The organism is Paenibacillus lautus (assembly GCF_050482385.1).
Lineage (GTDB): Bacteria > Bacillota > Bacilli > Paenibacillales > Paenibacillaceae > Paenibacillus_AQ > Paenibacillus_AQ lautus_B.
The window spans coordinates 134,784-160,886 of sequence record NZ_JBCNHV010000005.1 but is presented as its reverse complement, the minus strand read 5'-3'; the positions used below and the strand labels follow the sequence as shown (position 1 = coordinate 160,886).

Below are 26,103 nucleotides of genomic sequence, written 5' to 3'. Positions count from 1 at the left end.
TGCTCGTCGTTAATATCCCGCATCACCTGCACGTATGGGTTTGGTCGATGATGCTTGGAATCGGATGACCTCCTTTCTTTGACTTTCTTGTATAATAGCTTCAAACTGTTCTCAGTATAAGTTAATATTGTATGGAAAATGAAGTGCTATATTGGTGAATTCAGGGGAAATGGGTGAGGTGAAAAGAGTGAATGACCCGCATAACCGTCGATTGATGATCAGCTCCTACCGTCAGCTTGGGGGACACGATCTCACCGGGAATCTTAGGAATGACGTGGCCTCCTTTCTGCAGAAACACCAATGTCCCAAGACAGCAGAGCATGTGCTGAAAGTGGGGGAGGAAGCCCGCAGAGTTGCTGTTCTCTATGGCGCCGATCCGACCGCTGCTGAATATGCCGGGTATCTGCATGATATTAGCGCCGTTTTTCCGAATCATGTCCGCATTCAAGTAGCCCGCGAGATCGGGTTGGAAGTATTGCCTGAAGAAGAGCAATTTCCCATGATCATACATCAGAAAATATCGGCATATATAGCAGAGGATTTGTTCAGGATTACAGAACCTGAAATCTTGAACGCTGTTGGTTGCCATACGACGTTAAGATCCAAGGCTACATTGTTAGACAAGGTACTGTTCGTCGCTGATAAGATGGAATGGGATCAACCGGGAATCCCCCCGTATTTAAAGGAGATAACGGAGCAGTTGCAAATCTCGCTGGATCATGCCGCATTTGAATATATTCATTACTTATGGAATCGGCGTGAATTGCTGAAGGTAGTCCATCCTTGGCTTCGAGACGCATATGTTGAATTACGGGATTCACTAAACCATAACCACAGCAATCCGAAATAAACGAAGTTTGGAGGCGGGTTCATTGACGCAAATTGCATTGATCTCCGACATACATGGAAACATTCCTGCCTTGGAGGCCGTTCTGAAGGATATCAAACAACGTGGAATAGAAACTATCTATTGCCTGGGTGACTTGATTGGGAAAGGCCCGCACGGAGATATCGCGGTTGATATGGTGAGAACCCACTGCCAGCAAGTCATCAAGGGAAATTGGGATGACTTTATAGGTAAGGAAACCGATGATCCGGTCCTCCAATGGCATCAGCATAGACTCGGAAACGAGAGGCTTCAATATCTTGCCGAACTTCCGTATATCCTTGAGTTCATGATGAGCGGTAAATGGATCCGGTTGTTTCATGCATCACCCCGCAGTGTGTACGAGCGAATACAACCATGGGATGGTCAGGAGCAGCTGGAAACCTTGTTTCACAGTTCCCCGCTGTGCGGAGACCCGAGAATCGCGGACGTCGCCGGTTACGCGGATATTCATAATGCATATCACCAGCATCTGGACGGGAGAACGCTGTTTAATACCGGCAGCGTCGGCAATCCCCTTGAGATGCCTGAAGCCTCCTATGTCATTTTGGACGGAATTTATGACAGCGAAGATCCGGCTCCTTTCAACATTCAATTTATTCGCGTGCCATACCCTATTGAACAGGCCGTACAGGATGCCTTGGAATCCGGCATGCCTTCCCCTGAGGAATATATTCTCGAGGTTAGAACGGGGCGGTATCAAGTAAGGAAACTCTAATGGATGATATCGATTTCTGAAGAGCCGGCTAAAAAGACCTCACAGACGATCCTGTAAACAACGGATCATGCGTGAGGTCTTCTACTTGTATTATTGTTGGTTCTCGGAGCTATGACCAGCGTTTGGCTGCTGCTGTTTAAACACCTCGGCTGCTTCTTCGGCAGAGACTCCGGTGTCAAATTCACCTGGAATCGGCATTTTGTTCAATTTTGTGGTTTGAACTTCCGCTTTTGTCGGTTCGTTACTATTATGGTTTTGTTGGCTCATGTTGGTGCACCTCCTTATCAAAGTACGTCTTCTGTATTTTGCCAACAATTCCTAAAATTATACAGAAAGACAGCATTGACGCTTGGCCAGATCCGTCAGAGTCAGCTATTCCTGTTTCTATCGATAAATAATTAAACTGCATATTCAACGGATGCCTGTTTCTCTGCTATCATAGGAATAATCATTCAATGATTAACGATAAACAGCAGTACATATGGAATGGAGAATGTCCCATGAGCAAGTCTTTTTCGTTCTTCCCTTTAGGGGATTCGGCTGTTCACATTCAATTCGAAAATATCGTGAGTGAGAAGGTACATCGCCAGGTCACAGCTATGACGAGACGATTGGAACAGAACCCTTTTCCAGGCTGGATCGAATGCATCCCTTCATATACGAGCGTAGCGGTTTACTATGATTATGATAAGATCGGCAAGCCGGACGGATTCGATACCGTGTTTGCTTACGTCTGTGCGATGCTCGAGCAGCGGATGCAGGCGGGCGCTTGCGAGAAGACCATCACGAAATATGAGGTTGTTGACGTTCCGGTTTGTTATGGGGGCGACTATGGACCAGACCTGGACGAAGTGGCTCAGCAGAATCACCTTTCTCCCAGGGATGTCATTCGAATTCACTCCGGGCAGGATTACTTGGTCTACGCCATCGGATTCGCGCCCGGCTTTCCCTATGTCGGAGGTATTCCGGAGCAAATTGCGACACCGAGGAAACAGACTCCCCGGCTGCAAATACCGGCTGGATCCGTAGGAATCGCCGGTACGCAAACCGGCATTTATCCGATCGAAACGCCGGGCGGGTGGCAGATTATCGGCCGGACGCCGCTCGTTTTATTTCGTCCCGAAGCCGAGCCTCCAACGTTGTTGAAGAGCGGGCAATATATCCGGTTTCGGCCTATTCATGCGGAGGAATACGAACAGTTAAGGGAAGTGGGCCTATGAGTATAACCGTTATAAAGCCGGGACTTCTTGTTACTCTTCAGGATGCGGGAAGACGGGGGTACGGCAGATACGGTATTATCACGGCAGGAGCAATGGATACCTCTGCTTATCGGATCGCCAATCGACTGGTTGGCAATGAGGATGAACAGGCCGTTCTGGAAATTACATGGTCTGGATTCGCGGTTGAATTTCATAGTGATCGGTGGGTTGCCATTACAGGAGGGGATCTATCGCCCTCGATTGAAGGCGTGAAGGTTCCAATGTGGCGTCCCGTGCTAATCAAAGCGGGCCGTGTTCTGAGCTTTCAACAGCCGGTAACGGGTTGTCGCGCTTATATGGCGGTATCGGGCGGATTTGATGTCTGCCAGGTAATGGGCAGCAGCAGTACGTACTTAAGGGCAGGAATCGGCGGGTATGAAGGGAGGCCGTTGAGGAAAGGGGATATGTTGGATGCCCATCCTTCTAAGCTTCCCATGGTTTCGTCGGAACGATACCTTGATGATTATGGCGGTTTCCTCACCGTAAAATGGGCCGTTTCTGCTGAAGGGTACCCTGGTCCAGGACAGGAGACGCTGATACGCGTGCTGAAAGGGCGTCAATATGATGACTTTGACGACGACAGCAAGCAGGCGTTGTTCGAAGATCGGTTTGCCGTAACTCCGCAATCGGATCGTATGGGCTACAGGCTGTCCGGCCCGCTGCTTCAATTAAGCCATGCGAAGGAATATATATCCGAGCCGGTAGCCCTTGGAACGGTACAGGTACCCGCAGATGGCCAGCCCATCATTCTAATGGCGGATCGGCAGACGCTTGGAGGCTATCCCAAAATCGCGCAAGTGGCAACCGTCGATATTTCGCTGATCGCTCAGCTGTCGCCTGGGGCTACGATTCGCTTTACGGGAATTTCCTTGGCAGAAGCAGAACAGCTTTATACGGCTCACGTTCGAGAGCTTCGAATGTTGGAAGCCATGATCAAGCTTAAATTAAAGGAGTGGTGAGTCAGCATGATTCGAGTGGACCTGAACTGCGACATGGGAGAGAGCTACGGTGCTTACAGGTTAGGCAATGATACGGAGCTTCTGCGCAGTATAACTTCGGCAAACATTGCTTGCGGATTTCATGCAGGCGATCCGGCGGTTATGCGGGCAACGGTGCGTCAGGCGATCGAGAGTGGTGCCGCAATCGGCGCACACCCGGGTTTGCCCGATCTGGCCGGCTTCGGAAGAAGAAGAATGGAGATTACGCCTGCCGAAGCTTATGATATGGTAACCTATCAGATTGGAGCCTTGATGGCTTTTGCGATACAGGAAGGTTCCGGGCTGCAGCATGTAAAACCTCACGGTGCCCTGTATAATATGGCAGCGACCTCCAGACCCCTTGCGGATGCGATTGCATCGGCAATCAAGCATATCGATCCGACACTTGTTCTGTATGGGTTGGCAGGCAGTGAGTTAATCGCGGCGGGGGAGACGGCAGGGCTTCGCACAGCTAGCGAAGTGTTTGCGGATCGTACCTACCAGGATGATGGTACCCTCACGCCGAGAAATCTACTGGATGCCATCATAATCGACCCCGAAGCTGCGGTCACACAAGTCGTGCGGATGGTGAAAGAAAGAGTGGTAGTTTCTCTGAGCGGCAAGGTGATTCCCATTACGGCAGATACCGTCTGCATTCATGGAGATGGCGCGCACGCATCGTTATTCGCCAGCGCCTTGCGATCACGGCTTGAAGCTGAAGGCGTAAGCGTACAAGCGCTGCTATAATAAAAGTTAGGATGCTATTGTTGTGACCCGGCAGCTTACATAAACGAGTACAGGAGATGTGATATATGCTAAAAATATTAATTTCAGGCTTTGAACCTTTTGGTGGCAGCTCTGTTAATCCAACGGAGAGACTGGTTGAGGAGATCAAGCACGAATCCTTCCCCGGTGCAGAAATCAGAACGCTGCTGCTTCCCGTACATTACGATGAGTGTGCGGAAATACTGCTGCAAGAGATGAAGGCATACGAACCCGATGCGGTCATTGCCTGCGGCGTTGCGGGTGGACGGACCGCCATTACACCGGAACGAATCGCCATCAATATCAAGGACATACCGCCGGAATCGACGATTTCGGATAATCGGGGGGCAAGACCTCAAGACGAGCCCATAGACGCTGACGGACCGGACGGATTATTCTCATCCCTTCCCATCCGTTTGATGGTTAACCGGCTGAAAGAAGCGGGAATTCCTGCTTCGGTATCCAATACGGCCGGAACGTATATTTGCAATAATACGATGTATGCGATTTTGAACGAAATACGGCTTGAACAAAGATCGGCCATTGGCGGCTTTGTGCATTTTCCGGCATCGACGGAGATGGCCGTGGAGAAGCCGTCCTTGCCGACTTTATCCCATGAAACGATGTTGAAAGGCCTGTACATCATCGTACAGGCCACGATGGATGAATTGAACAGACGAGCTTAAGTCACTGTCACCCAGTCCTTCTTGCAATGAGTATAGATACATGAGCGAATACATGACCAATATCCAGATAAACAATAAATCCCGTAACCCGCTATCCATAGGAACATCATGAGATAGCGAGTAACGGGATTTTTTTATTTTCTAACTCCATTTATCATGTCATTAATCGACTTCATCTTCGATCACCGGGACGCAAGGGGAAAGAAACGGATCGCGTTGTTCCCGTAATTGTCCGCGTGCCAACACCTGGACCCGGAACTCGTTGTCATAACCCTCCAGATTCTCATCATCTCTGGTATACAGAAGACCGTATGAACCGGGAGCGATTTCGCCAATCAATTGATACAGCGCCACGATCTCGGCAGCCTCGGCTCCCTTGCGGTTGGTAAAACCTCCAACATGAAGGTAATAGAAGCCGTTAGCCGCATTTAAGGATAGCAAACCACTACCCCATGCAAATTCGGTCATCTTAAGCTGTATTTTCTGAATAATCATGTCGAGCTGCCCGGCATCCGCATCCGCAGGATTTTCCTGGATAGTAGCCCAGCCGTGAAATTCATACATGAATGCTCACTCCTTGTCGTTATAATGGATCGGTATCAATGTGGACTTCTATTCCATATCTTTGGCTGTATTCATGTAATTTGTCAATAACCGATTGGGCAGGCTCCCCTTCAAAATGATAATAGACCTTTCTGCCGGTTTGCTCCGCCGCTTCGAAGGTCGCTTTCATCTGATCACGGACCTTTTTGTTAACCTGCTGCAGGGCTGGCTTGGTCTGGGCAATATAATCATCGCTAACGGCGTCAAATTCCCGCCCGATGGGGTCGGAATCAAACTTCATTCTCGATTCTCCGCCAAGTCGCTCCGCAAGCGCATCCGCGGCAGCATCCGGCTTGTTAACCTTCTGCAGCTCTCCGGAATATCTCGGCACCTCTTGCGGTGTGTCGTTTGGTTCGTCAGACTTTTCATCATCGGGTTTGTCTTTTGGCTTTTCTTCCTCCGGCTTTTCGCTGTCAGGCTTATCTGGATTCGGCTTATCTTCCTCCGGCTTATTCTCATGGTCATCATCCGGCTTCCTCGGGTTCTCTTCCGGCTGCTCTTTCGTACCGTCAGGCTTCGGATCGCGATTTCCGCCAGTCGGGGTATCCGGCTCCTCGCGCGTTTTCAAACCGACTTTCTCGGAAAGCGTATCCAGCCACCTCCTCGCGCGGGGACCCAGCTTATTGGACAGCCAAGATACCCCTTTACCGATCGGAATTCGGCTGAGGATAACGGCTAAAACGGCAGCGGCCGCATTTTGTGGGGATAGCAGCTTCTTCGGGTCGCGGATGTATCCGGCAATCTCGTGCCCGCCACCGGCAATGCCTGCACCGGTCAAGGCAATGCTAAGCGCAGGCCAGAAGCTGACAAACAGCAGGGAAAGGGCAAAGGCTCCCAATATCATACCCGCTTGTTCCCAGCCGCTAAGCCGATCCCACCAGTTCTGGAGTGAGTCGAACAAGCACGCAAAACAAGAGGAGTCGCCGGCTATCATCGTAGCTCCGATACTGGACAGGATCCCGGCAGCAAGCACGAGGATGCCGATGGCTCCCAGTACGGCAGTATACTTTCTTACATTTTCCTGGACCTGACCCCTTTGGCCTGCTGCTTCGAGATTGCCATACAATATCGAATATCCGAGCTCGCGTCGTTCTCGGTAGAATCCAATCAAGTAACCGAGGCGTTTCCTATCTGTAAAGAGAGCACGCGTCATCTGCCAACACTCCGTTAATGGGTTGATGAGGGCCTCACCCTTCAGAACCGGAAGACGGTCACGGATTCGATGCAGATCGAAATAATCGATGAACAACCCAGCAACCAGCAGGACCAGGAAGAAGCCTTCGGTTCGGTAGCCCTCACCGGTCCATTCATGAAGAGTAAGTACCCACTCCGGCAGCCGATTCTGCCCATTCCATGCTGCATGATTCAGGATAGCCCACAGCAGAAGGAGAGCCGGAAATGTATAGGCCCAGCGTGAGAGGTGTTTGGCGTACCGGAAAGCGATGCCGATTCCGAGTGCGATCATAGCACTATGTACAGGATGCGTAACATTCATCATGGTCGGAATAAAGCTTTCCTCGAAGTAGCCCGGAAACCAATCGAAGAACTCCCAATGGAGCGTTTTGCCGCCGAGAAAAGACACCCCGTAATTGCTTTGGACTAAGCGCCTCGACAGTTCCTCCATAAATTGAAAGCCAATGCCGGGAGCAGCCCCTAATAAAACATAATCACTCAGGCTTAACGAAGTAGCTCTTCTTGAAAAAAATAAATACAATCCCAGCGGTAGTAACTTGTAGATTTCCTCAACGACCGGGGTCATGACGGCAAATGACCATGTATCGGTAGGCCGTCCTCCAAAAATCAAATGAAGTCCCTGCATGGTCCCATTGGTCAAGGGAATGACCAAAAGAACGCCTAAGAGAACAAACAAACTGACTTGCTTCCAGGTAATGGTTTTGCTCCGGCTGAGCAGCCAAAATTGCAGCAGTACGTAGAAAGACCACAAATATTGAATAAGCATGGTCCGTGATTCTTCGATCAGCACCAGACTTATCACGAGTACCAGCAGGGAAAGCCAGGAAAATAAGTGATACACCTTGGCAATGAAAGGGTATCTCCCAATCCATTCCCTCCAAACCCGATATATCCCCTCGACCGTGTCCCTGATTCTCGTCCGAATGACCGCAATAGCCGATGTAATGGAATCCACCCCCCGCTGAATGAACCATTAGATTAGAACGTTAACAAAAGACAGTTTGTATATATTTACACAATGGGTCCTCATCGTGAAACATTTTCTAGATCAGCATATGCGGCTCCAAGCAGAGGTAGTGCTGCGTAAAAAGAAAACCCCTGATCAGCCGGCAGAATATCCGGATAACCAGGGGAGAGGAGGTATCTATTTATATTTTACGACGATGGCATTACTGACCTGCCGTCCAGGCGCCGTTAAGTAAGATCCATTATAATACAAGCCGCTGGAGGCACCACCATCCAGATTCATCGCTTGGTACGCCCCAGCTTGTTTCATAATTTCCGCAAGCTGGGGAATGGTTGCTCCGCCTGTCGTTAACAAAATCAGCTTATGATCCTTCGTAATACCGAGCGCGCTTCGTGCGCCGCCTCCTGTTAAAATCTTCGGATCTTTGAAACCTTCCTTCTTGACGTCCAGGGTCACCTTGCCGTCAGTCAGCAGACGCGGGCCAGCTTGAAGGGCCCCTTCCATATGCCCGGCATCATATACGGATTTAAAATCAAGTCCCGGGATCATAGAGGTTAGATTGTTGCTGTCATAGGTGAAAATCGTCCGATTATCCCCCGAGGCCTTGTGCATAATATTGCCTTTGCTGATCAAATAGCCATAAGGCGCTTTGTATGCGCCGGATGTGTAGGCATCAAAGTATGTGCCGTTAATAGCGACTACGGCTTTACTGCGCTTGGCTATACTGCGCAAATCCTCGACCTTCCCTGCTTTATTGCCTGCCAGAACAACGTCCAGTTCCACCCTCGGATGGAGAAGTGAAACGGTAACCACCTGTGCACTGAAGGAACGGGAGCCCACCTTGAAGGTTTTCCTAGCCGTCGTAACGGGCTTGGTTTGGCTGGATATGAATGTTCCCGATAGAACAGGGAGCGTGTTTGCTACATTCCCATCCGTGATTTTCAAGGTGGATCTATTATGGCTCCAGGATAGCTGTAAGCCCAGATGTTGGCTGACAAATTGCAGCGGTACATAGGTGGATCCGTTCTCGGAAAACGGGGCTGCTTTCGCCTGAACCTTCTTGCCATTTACGTAGGCATTCCGACTGCCCAGGTATAACGTGAGGTCTGTATCTTCACGAGTAATGTGGAGTTTCTTCTCGGCGGCTGTATACGCCACCTTTACGCCGTCATAGGTCTTGAGTACCCCAATCGAAATATAGGATTGGCTGTTCTTATCCACATAAGCCATATTCTTGGGGGCGGATGCGGCATACAGCGGCGTTATTACCGTCAGCATGGCTAGTACGACGATTGCAATGATTCTTTTCATGTTTCCTCTCAAGCTCCTTTTTCTCTTTATCTGTATTGGTGACATAGGAATTGTGCTTATACTTTATCGGAAGATAAGGGCTGTTTATTTAGGACAAAAGTCCAATACCCCTCTTTGTTTTTGTAAATAAATTCCGATAACCCATTGACAAACAACTTCATCCCTTATATGGTTAATTACATGAGTAACTAACCAATGATGCAATGAAGGTTATAAACGAAAGTTGGTGAGGTAAATGGCATTTCAGATTGATGACAGCAGACCGATATTCATGCAAATTGCCGACAAAATTGAAGACGACATTATCGAAGCACGACTGCCTGAGGAGACACAGGTTCCATCGACGAATCAGTTTGCAGCCTTTTACCAGATCAATCCGGCAACGGCTGCCAAAGGCGTAAATCTGCTGGTGGATCAAGGGATTTTGTACAAGAAACGGGGGATTGGCATGTTTGTAGCTTCAGGGGCTCGTGAATTGCTGATGGAAAAGCGCAAGACGGAGTTTTATGAGCAGTACGTTGTCGCCATGGTTAAGGAAGCGGCGAAGCTTGGGATTACCAAAGATCAATTATCGGAAATGATCCGCAGAGGGGAGCAAGACTGATGAGCCAAACTGTGATTGAAGTCAAGAATTTGAGTAAGGAATATAAGGATACTACAGCCGTCGATAATGTGAGCTTTACGATAGAAGCCAACAAGATCTACGGATTGCTCGGGAGGAACGGTGCTGGCAAAACGACCATCATGCAAATGATTACTGCTCAGTTATTCGCAAGCCAGGGGGAGATCCGCATATTTGGTGAGCATCCTTATGAAAATCAAAAGGTCATCCAGCAGGTATGTTTTATAAAGGAAGGCCAGAAGTATCCGGATCTGTTTACGGTCAGGGATGTGATGGAAACTGCAGCGAATGTATATCCGAACTGGGATGCGGAATATGCCAAGGAACTGATCGAGGTATTCCGTCTGCCCATGAAACGACTCGTGAAAAGATTGTCCCGCGGCATGCTGTCGTCGGTCGGCATCATTGTCGGACTCGCCAGCCGCGCACCCATTACGATTTTTGATGAGCCTTATCTGGGTTTGGATGCCGTGGCGAGGGAGTTGTTCTATGATCAATTGATCGAGGATTACACCAACCATCCGCGTACGATTATTCTGTCCACTCATTTGATTGACGAGGTTAGCAGACTGTTGGAGCATATCATTGTGATTGATGGCGGAAAAATATTGCTGGACACGGATACAGATGAACTGCGAGGACGCACCTATAACGTAATCGGGCATCAATCTGCGGTTGAGTCCTTCATTCAAGGGCGGGAAGTCATCCACCGGGAAATGTTGGGATCGACGGTTTCGGCGACGGTTATGGGAGCCTCAGAAGCTGTTGTGAAGCAGGAAGCTAAGCAAGCGGGCTTGGAAACGACGCCTGTATCCCTCCAACAATTAATTGTTCATTTAACGAAAAATGGAAAGGTGGCGAACCGCTGATGAGAGGAATATCCAGTGTCATTAAGATTCATCTAAGACATAAACTAAGTTGGTTCTACTTGCCTTGGATCATCATGTCCTTCAGTTTCTTGGTCAATCTGCTGCTCAGCGTCTTGATTGGGGGAGAGGCATTTTATACAGGTGGCTTGGCGACGATCTATATATTCATGTTCGTTACCGCTTTAACCACGGCAGTGCAGTTGTTTCCTTTCTCTATGGGGTTTAGCTTACGTCGAACGGACTTTTTCCTAGGGACATTTATCTTTATTCTATTAATCAGTATCTTCTGCTCGGCTGTGCTGGTGGTGCTTTCTCAAGTTGAGGTATGGACTGGATATTGGGGGGATAAAGTACATTTCTTTAATTTGCCGTATTTGAGCGATGGATCATGGCTTGTCCAATTTATTGTGAATGTCATATTACTCCTAATGTTTTCCATGTTAGGGTTGGGTATCGGTGCGTTTTTCTTAAGATTCAGAGGAATCCGAACGTTTATCACGCTGGCCGCCGTTATGATCCTCATCTCGGGCTTGAGCTTGATCGCGATGCGATATGAATGGTGGGGACCGATCTTTATATGGTTTACAAAGCAAGCTGCACTCGATCTGACGCTGTGGATGATTCCGATTGTATTGATCATTGCGGTGTGTTCTCGTCAGTGGCTTCGCAAGTCAACGGTATAATATCTAACAAAGAGGTGCATCGCAAGATCATTAGATCTTGCGATGCACCTCTCTTTTTGTTTGAAGAGACGCTCCGTGTACGAAACGTTCCTTTCATCGCTGTTCCCCTCAACCAAAGACGTCCGATTACTCGGACGACTTTGATTTGTGCTTCGGTTTGTTTAATGCTTTCGCTCCTGCAAGCGTTGTGCCCAGCGGGAACGAGAGGAGCGGGTGTTTGGATATGCCGATTTGTTGGGAGGTGTAGATGCCGGAGTGCCCGGAGAATAGGTAGCTAATCACACAGGCCATAAACATATACACCGCGCCTTCCCCACCAAACAGTTCGATTCCCATAATAAAGCAAGCAATCGGGGTGTTCGTCGCTCCGCAGAAGACGGCAATAAATCCTAATGCAGCCAGGAACGGGGCGTACAACCCGATCCATCCCGACAACGCGTTGCCCAGCGTTGCGCCGATGGCAAACAGTGGGGTTACTTCCCCGCCCTGGAACCCTGCTCCGAGCGTCAGCGAGGTAAAGAGGATTTTGCCGAGAAAGGCGAGAGGCGATACCTCACCTGTGAAGGAGGTTTCGATCAGGGGGAGACCCAGCCCCAAATAATCGCGTGTCCCAAGCAGATAAACCAGCCCAATGATGATGACACCGCCGACTGCGCTTTTGATCATCGGATTGCGGAAGAAATAGCTGTACCATCGCTTCAAGGAATGGGTTAGCTCACTGAATAGTCGGCTTGTCAGACCAAAGAGTATCGAGACTAAAACGACCTTCATGATGACTATGAAACTCAAAGCCGGAATTTCTCCGATCGGATAATGCAGATGGCTGACACCCCATAGGGAGGTGGCGATCAGATTTCCGACCAAGCTGGCCACGAATGCTGGTAATAGGGCTTGATGCGAGATCAGTCCGATGGCAAGGACTTCAAGTCCAAATAGCGTTCCCGCTAGCGGCGTGCCGAAAATGGATCCGAAGCCGCCGCTAATTCCGCAGATTAGCAGTATTTTTCGATCCGCCGGCGTGACGCAGATAAGCTTACCGAACCACTCCGATAAACTTCCTCCCATCTGAACGGCAGTACCCTCACGTCCTGCAGAGCCCCCAAACAGATGCGTGATTAATGTTCCGATTAGAACTAAAGGTGCCATTCGCAATGGAACGGATTCCGTACCGCCATGGATTTGTTCAAGGATGAGATTATTCCCCTTGGTACTGCTCTTGCCAAACTTGTAATAAAGGTAGCTGACCACAGCGCCTCCCAAGGGAAGGAAGAACAGCAGCCAAGGATTCTCCATGCGAAGGGAAGTTACATAGTCCAGACTGTAAAGAAAGAAGGCGGAGGCACTGCCCGTCATCAATCCAACAACACTTCCCAGAACGATCCATTTGATGAAGTAACCGGACAACAAGGCGTATGGCCATTTTTCGGTACCTTCAAACCATTTTTTAATCATGCAAATTCACCCGTTTCTATATATTCGCCGCTAAACCCTTCAATACACAAACAGACTCCTACCAGGAAAGCGACCTCTGGTAGGAGTCATTAGCTATCGAAGCGGTTATGGCGAACTCCATCGCCTCATTCAATTAGCATTTATTGTAATGGATTAGAGGTTTCTGTGTCAACGGCACAATCCATTTGGAGCGGAGCTTTTGGTGAGCCCAAAGAGGTACCGCTTTTATTTGGAAAAAAGTGCTTGACTTGGACATGGACTTTTTTCAGATGAGAAATTCAAGATGTCCATGGACGCAGGAAAGACCTTTATTTTATAGTTACAGATGATAATGAGAATCAATATCAAAGTATTGAGGGGAAAATGATGTCATCAAACACGTCCAATCCAAGTCTTACAGATTCCGAAGCCCACGTTAAACTCAAAGGGCGACCATGGGCTGCAACCCTAATTCTTACCGGAGGCTTGGCAGCGCTGGTGCTTGGTATAGCTTTATCGATATCGCTCGGAGCGGCCGAGATTGATCTGCGAAATGTATGGGAGGCGCTGTTCTTCTTTAATCCCGATGTGACGGAGCATCAGATCATACAGGAACTTCGCTTGCCGAGGGTCCTCGGTGGGGCGATGGTTGGCGCCTGCTTTGCGGTATCGGGGGCGATCATGCAGGGGATGACCCGGAATCCGCTCGCTGATTCCGGTTTGCTCGGATTAAATGCGGGAGCGGGATTTGCCATTGCTCTCTGTTTTTCGTTTTTTCCAGGGCTGCCTTATATGTATCTGATTCTGTTCTCATTCCTTGGAGCAGGATTAGGTGCTGTACTCGTGTATGGTGTCAGTTCCATGGCAAAAGGCGGATTGACACCGGTACGTCTTGTTCTGGCGGGTGCCGCGCTTAGTGCGTTGTTAAGTGCGCTTAGCGAAGGCATTGCATTGTATTTTCAGGTCGGACAGGACATGGCGTTCTGGTATGCCGGCGGAACAGCGGGGATTAAGTGGGTCCATCTGAAGATTATGCTGCCGTGGATCGTCGCTGCCATATTGGGAGCTATCGCATTGTCACGCTCCATTACCATGCTCAGCCTCGGCGATGAGATCGCCCGCGGACTCGGGCAGCGAACGGGACTTGTCAAGCTGGCCGGAACGGTGATCGTGCTGGTGCTGGCAGGGGCTGCCGTCTCGGTTGTCGGTGCGGTAGGCTTTGTCGGTCTCATGATTCCGCACGTCACGCGCAAGCTGGTCGGTGTGGATTACCGCCTCATCATTCCTTGCTCGGCCGTACTTGGGAGCTTGCTGGTCGTCATTGCCGACCTAGCAGCAAGAATGGTGAACCCTCCTTACGAGACACCGGTGGGCGCGATCATCGCGCTGATCGGGGTGCCCTTCTTCCTCTACTTGGCACGCAAAGAAAGGAGGGAACTGTAATGGAGACCATCACAAACACCACGCATGGGCGAAAAGACAAGAAGCGCAAAATCATCACCCTGTCTGTGCTGGCTGCACTGATCGTTCTGGTATTTCTGATCAGTATGAACACGGGCGTCATTCGTTTATCACCGTTTGAGGTCATAAAAACACTGTTTGGCAGCGGGACGGATAAGCAGGAGCTCGTGCTGTTCGAATTCCGCTTGCCGCGGATCGTTATCTCGTTGCTTATTGGGGCCGGGTTAGCGATATCGGGATGTGTGATGCAGGGAATCTCCCGTAATGAGCTGGCGGATCCGGGAATCTTGGGGATTAATGCAGGAGCAGGCTTGATGGTGATGCTGTTCATTTCATTTTTCCCAAGCACGACGGCGGCCCCTGTCTATCTACTGCCGGTGCTTGCATTGATTGGGGCGAGCTTAACCGCTGCATTAATATGCGTGCTGGCCTATAAGAAGAATCAGGGTTTTAAGCCGACGGGGCTGCTGTTAACAGGGATTGCCGTTGCGGCTGGCATTAGTGCGGCTATGATCGTGCTAACGCTGCGTTTGAGTCCTGAAAAATATCAGTTTGTTGCCACTTGGCTAGCGGGCAGCATTTGGGGTTCAAGCTGGAAGTTTGTATTGGCTTTGCTCCCATGGATCCTTGTGCTTCTGCCCTTCGTGATGTATAAAGCGCAGGTGATGAACGTTCTCAATCTTGGAGAACCGATGGCAACCGGACTCGGTGCTTCCGTCACAAGGGAGCAGCTGAAGCTGCTGGCAGCGGCGGTTGGCTTGGCAGCCTCCTGCGTCGCGGTAAGCGGCGGAATTGGATTTGTCGGACTTATCGCGCCCCACCTGTCCAGACGCTTGGTCGGTGCGAAGCATCAGATGCTGCTGCCGGTAACGGCGTTGGTGGGTGCACTGCTGGTCATCACAGCCGACACTCTGGGACGCTGGATTATCCAACCATCTGAGATTCCGACGGGGATCGTGGTTGCGGTGATTGGCGCTCCCTATTTCCTGTACCTGTTATCCAGGTCGAGAGCGTAACAGGATAAGATCGTAACGGATCTAAATATGGGCGATTGTTAAAAAGGAAGGACTTGCTCATTTCTATAACGGAATTACGGATTAAGGAGGTCCTTATGCTGCGTCGATTTTTTTCATATTACAAGCCATATAAAGGGCTGTTCATCCTGGATTTTTGCTGCGCTATCTTTGCAGCATTGCTGGAATTGATATTCCCGGTTGCCGTCAACCGCGTGATCGACGACTTGCTGCCAAGCGGCAACTGGAAGTGGATTTTATACGCTTGTTTGGGTCTTCTCGGCATTTATGTTGTTAGTTCCTTCTTGCATTACGTGGTCACCTATTGGGGGCATAAACTTGGCATCAACATTGAGACGGATATGCGCAAAAAGCTGTTTGATCGGGTTCAGAAGCAATCCTTCCGTTTTTTTGACAATAACAAGACGGGACATCTCGTCTCGCGGATGACGAATGACCTGATGGATATCGGGGAAATTGCCCACCACGGTCCGGAAGATCTGTTCATTGCCCTTATGACGCTTGCCGGAGCCTTGGGCATCATGCTCGGGATTAACTGGGAGCTTGCGGTGATGACGTTTGTGATAGTACCTCTGATGGTCTATTTATCGCTGTATTTCAGCGGAAAAATGTCGGCTGCGTTCAAGCGCATGTTCTCCGATATCGCCGATTACAATGCACGGGTGGAGAACAACGTCAGCGGTATCCGCGTGGTTCAAGCCTTCTCGAATGAGGAGCATGAAATGGCTCGTTTCGCCGAGAACAACAATCGTTTCCGTGTGACAAAGCTGATTGCCTACCGCATTATGGCGTGGAACTCTTCGATCAGCTTTATTCTGATGAAATTCATCTCCCTGTTCGTTTTGGTGTGCGGTACTTGGTTCGTGATCGAAGGCCGGATGACCAACGGGGAATTTATCGCTTTTGTCATGCTGTCCAACGTCTTCCTCGGTCCAATTAAACAGATTAATGCGGTCATAGAGATGTATCCGAAGGGAATCGCCGGCTTTAAGCGTTATTTGGAGCTGCTTGAGAGCGAACCGGATGTTGCGGATTCGCCTAATGCGAAGCCGGTTCACGATTTGCGGGGAGACATTGGCTTTCACGGTGTATCCTTCGGTTATGAGAATAAAGATCAAGTGCTGCAGGATGTCAGTTTATCCATTCGTGCCGGTGAAACCGTTGCGCTTGTGGGTCCCTCCGGAGCGGGCAAGACCACGCTGTGCTCTCTGCTGCCGCGTTTTTATGATACAGTCGCTGGCCGGATTACGATTGACGGGATCGATATCCGGGACATGACGCTGCAATCTCTTCGTTCCCATATTGGTATCGTGCAGCAGGATGTATTCCTGTTTGACGGCAGCATTCGCGAAAATATTGCCTATGGCCGACTGGATGCTGCCGATAGCGACATTATGAAAGCCGTAAGCCGTGCCCAGCTAGAGGATCTGGTCACTTCGCTTCCGAATGGGCTGGACACCTTCATTGGCGAGAGGGGCGTTAAGCTGTCCGGCGGACAGAAGCAGCGCTTGTCGATAGCCCGGATGTTCCTTAAGAATCCGCCGATTCTTATTCTGGACGAAGCGACGTCTGCATTGGATGCGGAGACCGAAGCGGCGATCCAGCAGGCGCTGTCCGAACTGTCGGAAGGACGTACGACCCTGGTGATTGCACACCGACTTGCTACGATCAAGAATGCAGACCGCATTGTGGTTGTTGCAGACAAAGGTATCGCCGAACAAGGTGTCCATGAAGATCTGCTCGCAGCGCATGGTATATACAGCCGATTGCATCGGGCTCAATTCGGTGCTTAAATCCAGCTATCATTTTTTTGGGAGGATAAAAAAATGTTCAAGTCTAAATTACGCATCATGCTCTCCACGCTTGTCATATGTTCGATCTTTATTTCGGCATGCAGCGGGAATGGGAATACCGTGAATAATGGTGGCTCTGCCGATGAAACAGCTGCGAGCACGGACAACCCCAAGACTGAAACCCCAGCCCCTACGATAAGAAAGGTGGCTACGATGAACGGTGAAATCGATATTCCGGCCGCTCCCGAGCGAATTGTAGTTGATGCCTACCTGCCAACGCTGCTGCTGCTTGGAGAAAAGCCGGTCGGCGCGACAGCGACGGATCTCGAGAACGTCCATATTCAAGACATGATTGAGGGCATAGAGAACACGGGGGAAAGTTCTCCGGAAAAGATTGTGGAACTGAACCCCGACCTGATTATCAGCGCTAACTCGGACACGGAATTATACGAGAAATTATCCAAAATCGCACCGACGGTCATTCTCCCTTATGAAACCTATCGAGGCGTGCACGAAGAAGTGGAGGGACTCGGTGCTATACTGGGAAAAGAAACAGAAGCAAAAGAATGGCTCGCCGGTTTCGATGAAAAAATAGAAACGCTACGCACAAAAGTGAACGGTGTGTTGGAAGAGGGAGAGACGTTCTCGATCTTTGGCGCATTCGGCAAAACCTTCTATCTCTACGGAGATGGCATTTATCGAGGAGGCTTGGCGATCTATAAGGAGCTCCAGCTAACGCCTCCGGCAACGATCCAAAAAGAATTGATTGATGCCAACGTGACTTACAAAGAGGTTTCTTTGGAAGTGCTCAAAGATTATGCAGGCGATTATATCTTCTTTGATGAGTCCAATGGTGCCGAGATGGATAAGGAGGACAAGGTGTGGACTTCGATTGAAGCGGTGAAGCAGGATCGCGTGTTTTATCTCGATGCCAAACGATTCTGGCCGTTTGATCCGATTGCTGTCCTGGCCCAGGCGGAGGAAGTGACGGATATGATCGTCAACCAAAAAGAGAAGGAAAATGCGAAATAACCTGCGAGCTCGGTGATACTGCACGGATAGGATGGACGGCATGAATTTGTTAATTGTTTGCATGTTATTCTGTAATGCACTGGCAGACCCTGAACAAGAGCGGTCTGCCATTTGTGTTCTCATGAACATTAGTTCAGTGCCAGGAATACGTGCCGCTATTATGCGTTCGCGTGATGGAACAGTCGGAATCTCAGATGCGTGACATTCGGAGATTCGATGACAGCGGTCCGAATAAATTCGATATTCGGCGAGTGGATATGTTCGAACAATTTCTGACCGTTGCCGAGGAGGATTGGTACCAGCGTGATCAGGAGCTCATCCAGCAGACCTGCTTCGATATATTGCTGTATCAGGTTGGCGCCTCCGGCAATTTTAACGTCTTTACTCCCCGCTGCAGCTTTGGCATGTTCCAATGCGCGTTCGATTCCATCCGTAACGAAGGTATAAGTCGTGCCGCCGTTCTTGATTTCTGCAGGGCGAGCTTCATGAGTCAGTATAAACACCGGCATATGAAAAGGTGGGGTATCTCCCCAAAATGGATGGCCATGATCGAACATCGTACGGCCGAGGATGACAGCACCCGTTCTGCGATTGGATTCGGCGATCAACTCCGCGTCCTGATTAAACTCGCCCCCGGCCAGGCCATGCAGTTCGCGCCAGCTGGTGAGCTCATAGATCCATTCGTGCAGTCGTTCACCTCCCTTGCCTAGGGGCAGCCGTGCGCTATGATTCGGACCTGTAATATATCCGTCCAATGACATCGACATCTCAGCAATAACTTGAGTCATGGATTGGTTCACCTTCCATCCGGAAATTTTCCTTGTTGCCTACATTTTTTTAGTTCCCTGTATTGACTCGTATTTACGAAAAACGTTTATTCCGGGATCAGTATAGCATTCACGATATGTCTAAATTTCTTATGATTTGCTATCTTCGAAGATGCCATATCAGGATTGCTTATCCATCAGGTCTAGCGTTCATCTGTTGTTGCGGGCTCGTCCGAGACTTTCAGTTTATCATTCAGGATACTATCCTCAAGCACGCTGAATTTGTCCCCATATACTATCGTGATATGTTTTTCTCCCCATGCACAGAGCATATCGAGAATTCCACTCAAACTCATGCCGTAATCGCTCAACTCATATTCCACTTTGGGCGGCACTTGATTATGAATAATGCGATTGATCACGCCATCGTCCTCGAGCTCCCGCAGCTGCTGCGTCAGCATTTTTTGCGTAATATTCGGCATGAGACGCTTCAGCTCGTTGGTTCGTTTACGTCCATGGGTCAGATGGCAGAGGATCACGCATTTCCATTTGCCCCCGATCACTTCCAATGTCGCTTCGACGGCGATGTTGTATTTCTTGGCTTGCATATTCACCCTCCTATTTCTAATAGGTACTAAAAAGTACCTAGGGTACTGTCAGGTACCTACATTACAAAAAAGTACGTTCTTCACACAAAAAGCGATATAGATCATAATAGCATTTGCCAGCTGGATTACACCATACTCAATATTTTTACAATATACAAGCAAGAGAATAGGATAGGGGGAAATATCAACATCATGATGATAGATAAAAGAAGAAGTTTGCTGGCGCTGCTGGCGCTTGCCGTCAGTGCCTTCGCCATCGGAACAACGGAATTTATCAGCGTAGGGCTGCTGCCGTTGATAGCGAAGGATATGAATATATCCGTGACGACGGCCGGATTAACCGTTTCGATGTATGCGCTGGGCGTTACCTTTGGTGCGCCAATCCTAACGTCGCTAACGTCCAGGATGTCCAGAAAAACATTGCTGCTCTGGATTATGATCATTTTTATCATTGGTAACAGCTTTGCGGCCAGTGCATCTTCCATTGGTATTCTGCTTGCCGCACGTGTATTGTCGGCCTTTTCCCATGGCGTATTCATGTCGATCGGCTCGATCATTGCCGCAAGCGTAGTGCCTGAGGACCGCAGAGCATCGGCGATTTCCATTATGTTTACGGGCCTGACGGTAGCTACGGTCACCGGCGTTCCGCTTGGAACGTTTATTGGTCAGCAGTGGGGTTGGAGACTTGCTTTTGTTGCCATTGTTGTGGTAGGTATTGTCGCGCTCATCGCCAACAGCATCCTAGTCCCTTCGGACTTGCCTAAGGGAGAACGAACTTCATTCCGTGACCAGGCTAAATTGCTGACCAATGGCAGACTGCTGCTCATGCTCCTAATTACGGCTCTCGGTTATGGCGGGACTTTCGTGGTCTTCACTTATTTATCCCCATTGCTGCAGGATATAACAGGCTTCAAGGAAAATACAGTGGCCATCATTCTGCTTGTATACGGGATCGCCATTGCGGTCGGCAATGTGATCGGTGGGAAGGCAGCCAATCGCAACCCGCTTCGAGCATTGTTCTATATGTTCATCGCCCAAGCGCTAGTACTGTTCACGCTGACGTTTACCGCACCGTTTCAAGTGGCGGGACTCATCACGATTATTCTCATGGGCTTTTTGGCTTTCATGAATGTGCCAGGACTACAGGTTTATGTCGTGATGCTGGCTGAGCGATTTGCACCCGGGGCCGTGAATATGGCTTCCGCGCTGAACATTGCCGCTTTTAATGCCGGCATCGCCATCGGCGCTTTTCTGGGCGGCTTGATCACGAATTCCATGGGCTTGATTCATACGGCATGGATCGGAGCGCTAATGGTAGTAGGTGCCGTCGTGCTTACGGGATGGAGCTTGAAGCTGGAACGGAAGAACTCGGAGCAGTCGGGTAAGCAAGTGGCCTGAATGATTATTTTATGATGAAGGGAGGTGAGGCTAAGCGTTTATCGGAGATACTACAAATAGGTTCAACTTTTTTACAATCCAAAAGATGTTCGGAGGTTTATCAACATGACAGCAAAACACTTACAAGATACAACCACTTTATATAATGGCGTCAACATGCCTTGGTTTGGACTAGGCGTATTTAAGGTAGAAGAAGGACCGGAGCTGGTGAATGCCGTACGTACGGCTATCCAGCATGGCTATCGAAGCGTGGACACGGCCGCCATATACGGTAATGAAGAAGGCGTCGGGCAAGGCATTCGCGAGGGCTTGGCAGCTGCTGGTTTAAATCGAGAAGATCTATTTGTCACATCCAAAGTGTGGAATGCCGACCTGGGTTATGAATCGACTTTGAAGGCTTACGAGGAAAGCCTTAGGAAGCTGGGTTTGGAATATTTGGACTTGTACCTTATACACTGGCCGGTTGAAGGGAAATATATAGAGGCGTGGAAGGCCCTCGAAACGATGTACAAGCAAGGACGCGTGAAAGCCATTGGCGTGAGCAATTTCCAAATCCATCATCTAGAGAAGTTAATGAAGGAAACGGAAATCAAACCGATGGTAAACCAGGTGGAATATCATCCCCGATTAACGCAAAAAGAACTGCAGGCGTACTGCGAGGCGAACGGAATTCAGCTCGAGGCTTGGTCTCCCTTAATGCAGGGACAGCTGCTGGATCAGGAGGACCTTCAAATCATTGCGAAGAAGCATCATAAATCCATCGCCCAGATTATTCTTCGTTGGGATTTACAGAACGGCGTGGTGACGATTCCGAAATCGACCAAAGAGCATCGGATCACCGAGAATGCGGATATTTTTGATTTTGAATTGTCCGATGAGGATATGCAACGCATCGACAGCTTGAATCAAAATCTTAGAGTGGGACCGGATCCGGACAATTTTGATGTCTAAGAAATCTGCGTTTACGCAAGGATAGTAGTGTAATAAATATTGTGACTCTCCTGGACCTCGGGCAGTAACGACGGGAATCGGGAGGGTCCATTCCTACATAAACGAAAAGGAGAGAGGATCATGAATCTCGATCTACAGGGAAAAGTCGCATTGGTCACTGGCTCGACATCCGGCATTGGCAAAGCGATTGCCTTGTCGCTTGCAGCCGAGGGAGCGTCCGTCATTATAAATGGAAGACATGAGGACAAAGTAAAACAGACGATCCATGACATTCACGCTGTGCATCCGGATGCCGAGCTGCGTATTGCCGTGGCGGATCTCGGAACGGAGGAGGGCTGTCATCAGGTCAGAGAAGCTGCTCCGGTCGTTGATATTTTGATCAATAATTTGGGGATATTTGAGCCTGCTGAATTTTTCGATATCCCTGATGCGGATTGGTTCAGGTTTTTCGAGACCAATATTATGAGCGGTGTTCGGTTAACCCGGCACTATTTGAAGAACATGATCAATCGAAATGAAGGTCGAATTATTTTTATCGCAAGCGAAGCAGCCGTCATGCCATCCCAGGAGATGGCACATTACAGCGCAACCAAGACGATGCAGCTGTCCCTTTCCCGGAGCTTGGCTGAGCTGACGACAGGAACCCGCGTAACGGTGAATACCGTCATGCCCGGATCCACTCTTACGGAAGGCGTTGAAACGATGCTGAATACGCTGTATCCGAATGAGGATCTTTCGATCGAAGAAGCCGGGCAGCGGTTTATGAAGGAGAATCGGCCGACTTCCATTATTCAACGATTGATTCGACCGGAGGAGATTGCGGATTTTGTTACGTATCTCAGCAGTCCCAAATCCTCGGCGATTAACGGATCAGCGCTTCGAATCGACGGGGGTTTGGTACGAAGCGTATTTTAAGCAACCGAGGTGTTATGAACGCTCTTAGGAACGGTATTTTTGCCTAAAGGATTTGGGTTTGAAGCCTGTATAACGAATAAAGCAGCGAATGAAATACGGAAAAGAGCCGAATCCGGATTCTTCGGCAATGCGTCCGATCGGATCGTTGGTGTGGATCAATAATCGCTTGGCTTGTTCGATCCGATGCCGTGTTAGAAATTCCAGGGGCGTGCAGCCAAACGTTTTTTTCATGCAGATCGACAGATAGTTCTGGTGGAAGTGCATGGCATCGGATAATCTCTGATAGCTAACCGGTTCTTTGTAATGTTGTCTCAGATAGTTGGCGGTTCGTTCGGCTATGGCATATTGAGGATTCTGATGCTGGATTCCGTCCTCTTCCGCTTGAAACAGCAGGAGCAGCTCATGCAGCAGCAGCTGCTGTTTCCAGCGTGCGGCGGAAGATGACGATAGCTGAAGGTTCTGCAATTGCTCTAGCAGGAGTCTCGCTTGCTCTATTGAGGGTAGTTCTCCATACTTGGGTATATAAAAAGAAAAATTCTCGATCTGCACATAAGGCTGATCAGTTTGTGATAAGGCAAAAAGGGTCAGTTCTTCCGTTTCAATCCAAGACCCTAGCGTCTGAAAATGCAGCCAATAAAAGTGCGTTTCCTCCTGACAGGGCTCAAATGTCCGGTGGGCTGCATCCGGTCTTAGGATCAAGTAGCAGCCCGCCTTTACCCTGTAAGGAGCACCGTTCTCCTCCAGGAATAGCGCCCCTTTTGTCACCATAATCAGATCAAAGACCCCGATGTTATAGCGATCCGGATGTTTATCTCCTACCAGATAGGTATCTTCTCCACAAATCATATAGTGGGGTAACGGCGGCACCGTAAACTGGAAGATCATCTGCGACAAGACCTCCTCTTCAAACGAACTTTTCTCTATGATAATCGTTTTACTGATCCGGTTTCAATAAGACAGCATGTTGTAATCGGATAAAAAGATGTTGTTTCTGTGTATAGGGTAACACCTGGTTCAGATGGTATATTTCTACCAGAGTGTGCACCTACAAGACAGAAACAAGGAGCGTGGAAGTTTGATGCTGCATGAAACTGCGTTTAACAGCTTGCCATTAGGAGCAATTAAACCGGCCGGATGGCTTAAAAGCCAATTGGAGATTCAAGCAAGCGGGTTTACCGGACATTTGGAAGAACAGTGGAAAGACGTAGGGGATGAGAACGGGTGGCTTGGAGGCCAGGGAGAGAGCTGGGAACGGGGACCGTATTATGTCGACGGCTTGCTTCCGTTAGCTTATTTGCTCGAAGATGAGTCTTTGATTGCCAAAGCGAATCGGTGGATCGAGTGGTCGCTTGCGAGCCAGCAGGAGAATGGCATGTTCGGTCCGGCGCGCATTACCTCCGTGAACCAGGATATCGATAAGGAGCAGGACTGGTGGCATTACATGATCATGCTGAAAGTGATGATGCAGCATGAGGAAGCAACGGGCGATGAACGGATTGTCCCTTTTCTTACGAAGTTTTTTACATATGTCCATTCGATTATCGAGGAACAGCCGCTGCGGGGCTGGGCCCAAACAAGGGGAGCGGAGATGCTGCTGTGCATCGTATGGTTATATAAACGCACGGCGCAACCTTATCTGTTAGAGCTTGCCGATATCGTTGCCGGACAAACAACGGACTGGACCGATATCTTTCATGATTTTCCGTTCTGGCGCAAGGTTGAAGAGTGGGATTGGACAACCCATGTCGTGAATGTGGCGATGGGCATCAAAACGCCGGGCGTGCTGTATGAATTAAACGGAAATCCGGTGGAGCGGGAAAGCGTACATCGGGGTATCGATTCCTTGATGACGTTCCACGGTCAAGCGCACGGCATGTTCTCGGGAGATGAATGGTTGTCCGGCACCCACCCGAGCCAAGGCGTGGAATTATGTGCTGTCGTGGAGTATATGTTCTCGATGGAGCAGTTGACGCGTATTTTCGGGGATGGACGTTTCGGGGATATCCTGGAGAAGGTCGCGTTTAATGCGCTGCCTGCCGCCATCTCTCCGGATTGGACCTCGCACCAGTACGATCAGCAAGTCAACCAGATGATCTGCAATGTCGCTCCGCGTGCATGGAGTAACGGACCCGACGCTAACGTGTTCGGGCTGGAGCCGAACTTCGGATGCTGTACCGCCAACATGCATCAGGGCTGGCCCAAGCTGACCTCGCATCTATGGATGAAGAATCAAGAGGAAGGGCTTGTTGCCGTGTCCTATGCTCCATGCACGGTGAGCACCAAGGTCGGTCGTCAGGGCGTTTCGGCTGTGGTAGAGGTAACCGGCGAATATCCGTTCAAGGACCACGTTCAAATCAAACTGTCAATGGAACGCGCGGAATCGTTCCCTCTATCGCTGCGCATCCCTGCCTGGTGTGACCATCCCGTCATCACTCTGAATGGGAGCGAATTGCCATTCCAGGTTGAATCCGGCTATGCAAGGATTGTGCAGAACTGGCAGAGCGGCGACCTTCTGGAGCTTCACTTGCCCATGGAAGTGAAGACCGTGTCGCGCAGCATGTACGCTACCAGCATTGAAAGAGGGCCGCTGGTGTATGTGCTGCCCGTGAAGGAGAACTGGCAGATGATCCGGCAGCGCGACTTGTTTCACGATTGGGAGGTGTATCCCGCTTCACCCTGGAAATACGGTTTGGTTGCCGATACGTCTTTCGAGGTGCTTGAGCAGGATATGGTTCGCCAGCCGTTCCTGGCAAAGGATGCACCTGTCAGGGTGAAGGTTAAGGGTCAGCTGATTCGGGATTGGAAAATGGAAGGCAATAATGCCGGAAACCCTCCGCTGCATCCGAACACGGACGGGCAGCCCATTACGGAATTGGAGTTAGTTCCGTACGGAAGCGCCAGGCTTCGGATCGGTGAATTTCCTCTGATCGGGGAGCGGAGAAGGGGCGCTAAGAAATAAGCAAGATGGATTGAACCATCGAAAAACCGCGTGGATCGCGGTTTTTTTGTTGTACAGATATGTGTTCAAGGTTAAGATAAATGTTTACGAAGCTCAGGAAACACATAATATGGAGTTATTGGATACTGCGCATGTTATTATCGCTAGGAAGAAGCATATAAAATAAAGAGTAATGGGATAAGGGACATGGGATGCGTTCGTGAGAAAGGGAAAT

25 protein-coding genes and 1 riboswitch are annotated in these 26,103 nt (G+C 49.5%); of the genes, 17 read left to right on the top strand and 8 right to left on the bottom strand.

Going from position 1 to position 26,103, the window contains the following annotated elements; all coding sequences use genetic code 11:
* The first annotated feature begins 214 nt into the window (after window positions 1-214).
* Together yqeK and ABEW73_RS08390 are read left to right on the top strand one after the other, a co-directional pair.
* Window positions 215-850 carry a bis(5'-nucleosyl)-tetraphosphatase (symmetrical) YqeK gene (gene yqeK, locus ABEW73_RS08395; RefSeq protein ID WP_430164970.1) on the top strand — a complete coding sequence of 212 codons (636 nt, stop codon included), beginning with the start codon at window positions 215-217 and terminating at the stop codon, window positions 848-850.
* 22 nt (window positions 851-872) lie between these two features.
* Window positions 873-1,604 (top strand): metallophosphoesterase family protein, encoded by a 732-nt coding sequence (locus ABEW73_RS08390; RefSeq protein WP_430164113.1) that lies wholly within the window; start codon window positions 873-875, stop codon window positions 1,602-1,604.
* A gap of 90 nt (window positions 1,605-1,694) precedes the next feature.
* On the opposite strand, the gene ABEW73_RS08385 is transcribed toward ABEW73_RS08390, so the two are convergent.
* Window positions 1,695-1,871 carry a hypothetical protein gene (locus ABEW73_RS08385; RefSeq protein ID WP_430164111.1) on the bottom strand — a complete coding sequence of 59 codons (177 nt, stop codon included), beginning with the start codon at window positions 1,869-1,871 and terminating at the stop codon, window positions 1,695-1,697.
* A gap of 233 nt (window positions 1,872-2,104) precedes the next feature.
* Between ABEW73_RS08385 and pxpB the strand changes: the two genes are divergently transcribed.
* From pxpB to ABEW73_RS08365, 4 genes are all read left to right on the top strand, one after another.
* On the top strand, window positions 2,105-2,824 hold the full coding sequence (pxpB, locus tag ABEW73_RS08380; RefSeq protein ID WP_430164109.1) for a 5-oxoprolinase subunit PxpB: 720 nt from the start codon (window positions 2,105-2,107) through the stop codon (window positions 2,822-2,824).
* Entirely contained in the window at window positions 2,821-3,822 is a 1,002-nt protein-coding gene (locus tag ABEW73_RS08375; protein ID WP_430164107.1) for a biotin-dependent carboxyltransferase family protein, read from the top strand. The genes pxpB and ABEW73_RS08375 overlap by 4 nt, the downstream gene beginning before the upstream one ends.
* Before the next feature lie 6 nt (window positions 3,823-3,828).
* Window positions 3,829-4,587, top strand: coding sequence for a LamB/YcsF family protein (locus ABEW73_RS08370; RefSeq protein ID WP_430164104.1), 759 nt, complete (start codon window positions 3,829-3,831; stop codon window positions 4,585-4,587).
* A 65-nt stretch (window positions 4,588-4,652) separates the two neighbouring features.
* Window positions 4,653-5,291, top strand: a complete 639-nt coding sequence (locus tag ABEW73_RS08365; protein WP_430164102.1) for a pyroglutamyl-peptidase I — start codon at window positions 4,653-4,655, stop codon at window positions 5,289-5,291.
* A gap of 162 nt (window positions 5,292-5,453) precedes the next feature.
* Here ABEW73_RS08365 and ABEW73_RS08360 read toward each other — a convergent pair whose 3' ends face one another.
* The 3 genes from ABEW73_RS08360 to ABEW73_RS08350 all read right to left on the bottom strand — a co-directional run bounded on the left by ABEW73_RS08360 (window position 5,454) and on the right by ABEW73_RS08350 (window position 9,366).
* Window positions 5,454-5,855 (bottom strand): immunity 7 family protein, encoded by a 402-nt coding sequence (locus ABEW73_RS08360; protein WP_430164099.1) that lies wholly within the window; start codon window positions 5,853-5,855, stop codon window positions 5,454-5,456.
* A 19-nt stretch (window positions 5,856-5,874) separates the two neighbouring features.
* Window positions 5,875-8,043 (bottom strand): restriction endonuclease fold toxin, encoded by a 2,169-nt coding sequence (locus ABEW73_RS08355; protein WP_430164096.1) that lies wholly within the window; start codon window positions 8,041-8,043, stop codon window positions 5,875-5,877.
* A 189-nt stretch (window positions 8,044-8,232) separates the two neighbouring features.
* Window positions 8,233-9,366, bottom strand: a complete 1,134-nt coding sequence (locus ABEW73_RS08350) for a phosphodiester glycosidase family protein (protein WP_430164093.1) — start codon at window positions 9,364-9,366, stop codon at window positions 8,233-8,235.
* A 235-nt stretch (window positions 9,367-9,601) separates the two neighbouring features.
* Here ABEW73_RS08350 and ABEW73_RS08345 point away from each other — a divergent pair, with 235 nt between their 5' ends.
* From ABEW73_RS08345 to ABEW73_RS08335, 3 genes are read left to right on the top strand one after another with little or no spacing between them, the layout of a single operon-like run.
* Window positions 9,602-9,970, top strand: a complete 369-nt coding sequence (locus tag ABEW73_RS08345; RefSeq protein WP_009591066.1) for a GntR family transcriptional regulator — start codon at window positions 9,602-9,604, stop codon at window positions 9,968-9,970.
* A complete protein-coding gene (locus ABEW73_RS08340; protein ID WP_430164091.1) occupies window positions 9,970-10,857 on the top strand; it encodes an ABC transporter ATP-binding protein in 888 nt (295 codons plus the stop codon). Before ABEW73_RS08345 ends, ABEW73_RS08340 begins: the two co-directional genes overlap by 1 nt.
* A complete protein-coding gene (locus tag ABEW73_RS08335) occupies window positions 10,857-11,540 on the top strand; it encodes a hypothetical protein (RefSeq protein WP_430164088.1) in 684 nt (227 codons plus the stop codon). The genes ABEW73_RS08340 and ABEW73_RS08335 overlap by 1 nt, the downstream gene beginning before the upstream one ends.
* A 126-nt stretch (window positions 11,541-11,666) precedes the next feature.
* Here ABEW73_RS08335 and ABEW73_RS08330 read toward each other — a convergent pair whose 3' ends face one another.
* Window positions 11,667-12,992: a voltage-gated chloride channel family protein gene (locus ABEW73_RS08330; protein ID WP_430164085.1), complete on the bottom strand. Its 1,326-nt coding sequence runs from the start codon at window positions 12,990-12,992 to the stop codon at window positions 11,667-11,669.
* Between the two features lie 73 nt (window positions 12,993-13,065).
* Window positions 13,066-13,126, bottom strand: a riboswitch (Fluoride riboswitch).
* A 232-nt stretch (window positions 13,127-13,358) separates the two neighbouring features.
* Here ABEW73_RS08330 and ABEW73_RS08325 point away from each other — a divergent pair.
* The 4 genes from ABEW73_RS08325 (at window position 13,359) to ABEW73_RS08310 (ending at window position 18,291) form a co-directional block, all read left to right on the top strand.
* Window positions 13,359-14,414, top strand: coding sequence for a FecCD family ABC transporter permease (locus ABEW73_RS08325; RefSeq protein WP_430164082.1), 1,056 nt, complete (start codon window positions 13,359-13,361; stop codon window positions 14,412-14,414).
* A complete protein-coding gene (locus tag ABEW73_RS08320) occupies window positions 14,414-15,448 on the top strand; it encodes a FecCD family ABC transporter permease (RefSeq protein WP_430164079.1) in 1,035 nt (344 codons plus the stop codon). The genes ABEW73_RS08325 and ABEW73_RS08320 overlap by 1 nt, the downstream gene beginning before the upstream one ends.
* Window positions 15,449-15,543: 95 nt before the next feature.
* Window positions 15,544-17,259, top strand: coding sequence for an ABC transporter ATP-binding protein (locus ABEW73_RS08315; RefSeq protein ID WP_430164076.1), 1,716 nt, complete (start codon window positions 15,544-15,546; stop codon window positions 17,257-17,259).
* Window positions 17,260-17,292: 33 nt separating this feature from the next.
* The gene (locus ABEW73_RS08310; protein WP_430164073.1) at window positions 17,293-18,291 is read left to right on the top strand and encodes an ABC transporter substrate-binding protein; all 999 of its coding nucleotides are present in this window, start codon (window positions 17,293-17,295) and stop codon (window positions 18,289-18,291) included.
* A gap of 158 nt (window positions 18,292-18,449) precedes the next feature.
* Here ABEW73_RS08310 and ABEW73_RS08305 read toward each other — a convergent pair whose 3' ends face one another.
* Window positions 18,450-19,079 carry a dihydrofolate reductase family protein gene (locus ABEW73_RS08305; RefSeq protein ID WP_430164070.1) on the bottom strand — a complete coding sequence of 210 codons (630 nt, stop codon included), beginning with the start codon at window positions 19,077-19,079 and terminating at the stop codon, window positions 18,450-18,452.
* Window positions 19,080-19,261: 182 nt separating this feature from the next.
* Entirely contained in the window at window positions 19,262-19,666 is a 405-nt protein-coding gene (locus tag ABEW73_RS08300) for a winged helix-turn-helix transcriptional regulator (RefSeq protein WP_430164067.1), read from the bottom strand.
* A 192-nt stretch (window positions 19,667-19,858) separates the two neighbouring features.
* Here ABEW73_RS08300 and ABEW73_RS08295 point away from each other — a divergent pair, with 192 nt between their 5' ends.
* The 3 genes from ABEW73_RS08295 (at window position 19,859) to ABEW73_RS08285 (ending at window position 22,930) form a co-directional block, all read left to right on the top strand.
* Window positions 19,859-21,064, top strand: a complete 1,206-nt coding sequence (locus tag ABEW73_RS08295) for an MFS transporter (protein WP_430164064.1) — start codon at window positions 19,859-19,861, stop codon at window positions 21,062-21,064.
* A gap of 105 nt (window positions 21,065-21,169) precedes the next feature.
* Window positions 21,170-22,015: an aldo/keto reductase gene (locus ABEW73_RS08290; RefSeq protein WP_430164061.1), complete on the top strand. Its 846-nt coding sequence runs from the start codon at window positions 21,170-21,172 to the stop codon at window positions 22,013-22,015.
* Between the two features lie 120 nt (window positions 22,016-22,135).
* A complete protein-coding gene (locus tag ABEW73_RS08285) occupies window positions 22,136-22,930 on the top strand; it encodes an SDR family NAD(P)-dependent oxidoreductase (protein WP_430164059.1) in 795 nt (264 codons plus the stop codon).
* Window positions 22,931-22,954: 24 nt separating this feature from the next.
* Here ABEW73_RS08285 and ABEW73_RS08280 read toward each other — a convergent pair whose 3' ends face one another.
* A complete protein-coding gene (locus tag ABEW73_RS08280) occupies window positions 22,955-23,815 on the bottom strand; it encodes a helix-turn-helix domain-containing protein (protein WP_430164056.1) in 861 nt (286 codons plus the stop codon).
* Window positions 23,816-24,008: 193 nt separating this feature from the next.
* Here ABEW73_RS08280 and ABEW73_RS08275 point away from each other — a divergent pair, with 193 nt between their 5' ends.
* A complete protein-coding gene (locus ABEW73_RS08275; RefSeq protein WP_430164053.1) occupies window positions 24,009-25,889 on the top strand; it encodes a beta-L-arabinofuranosidase domain-containing protein in 1,881 nt (626 codons plus the stop codon).
* The last annotated feature ends 214 nt before the right edge of the window (window positions 25,890-26,103 follow it).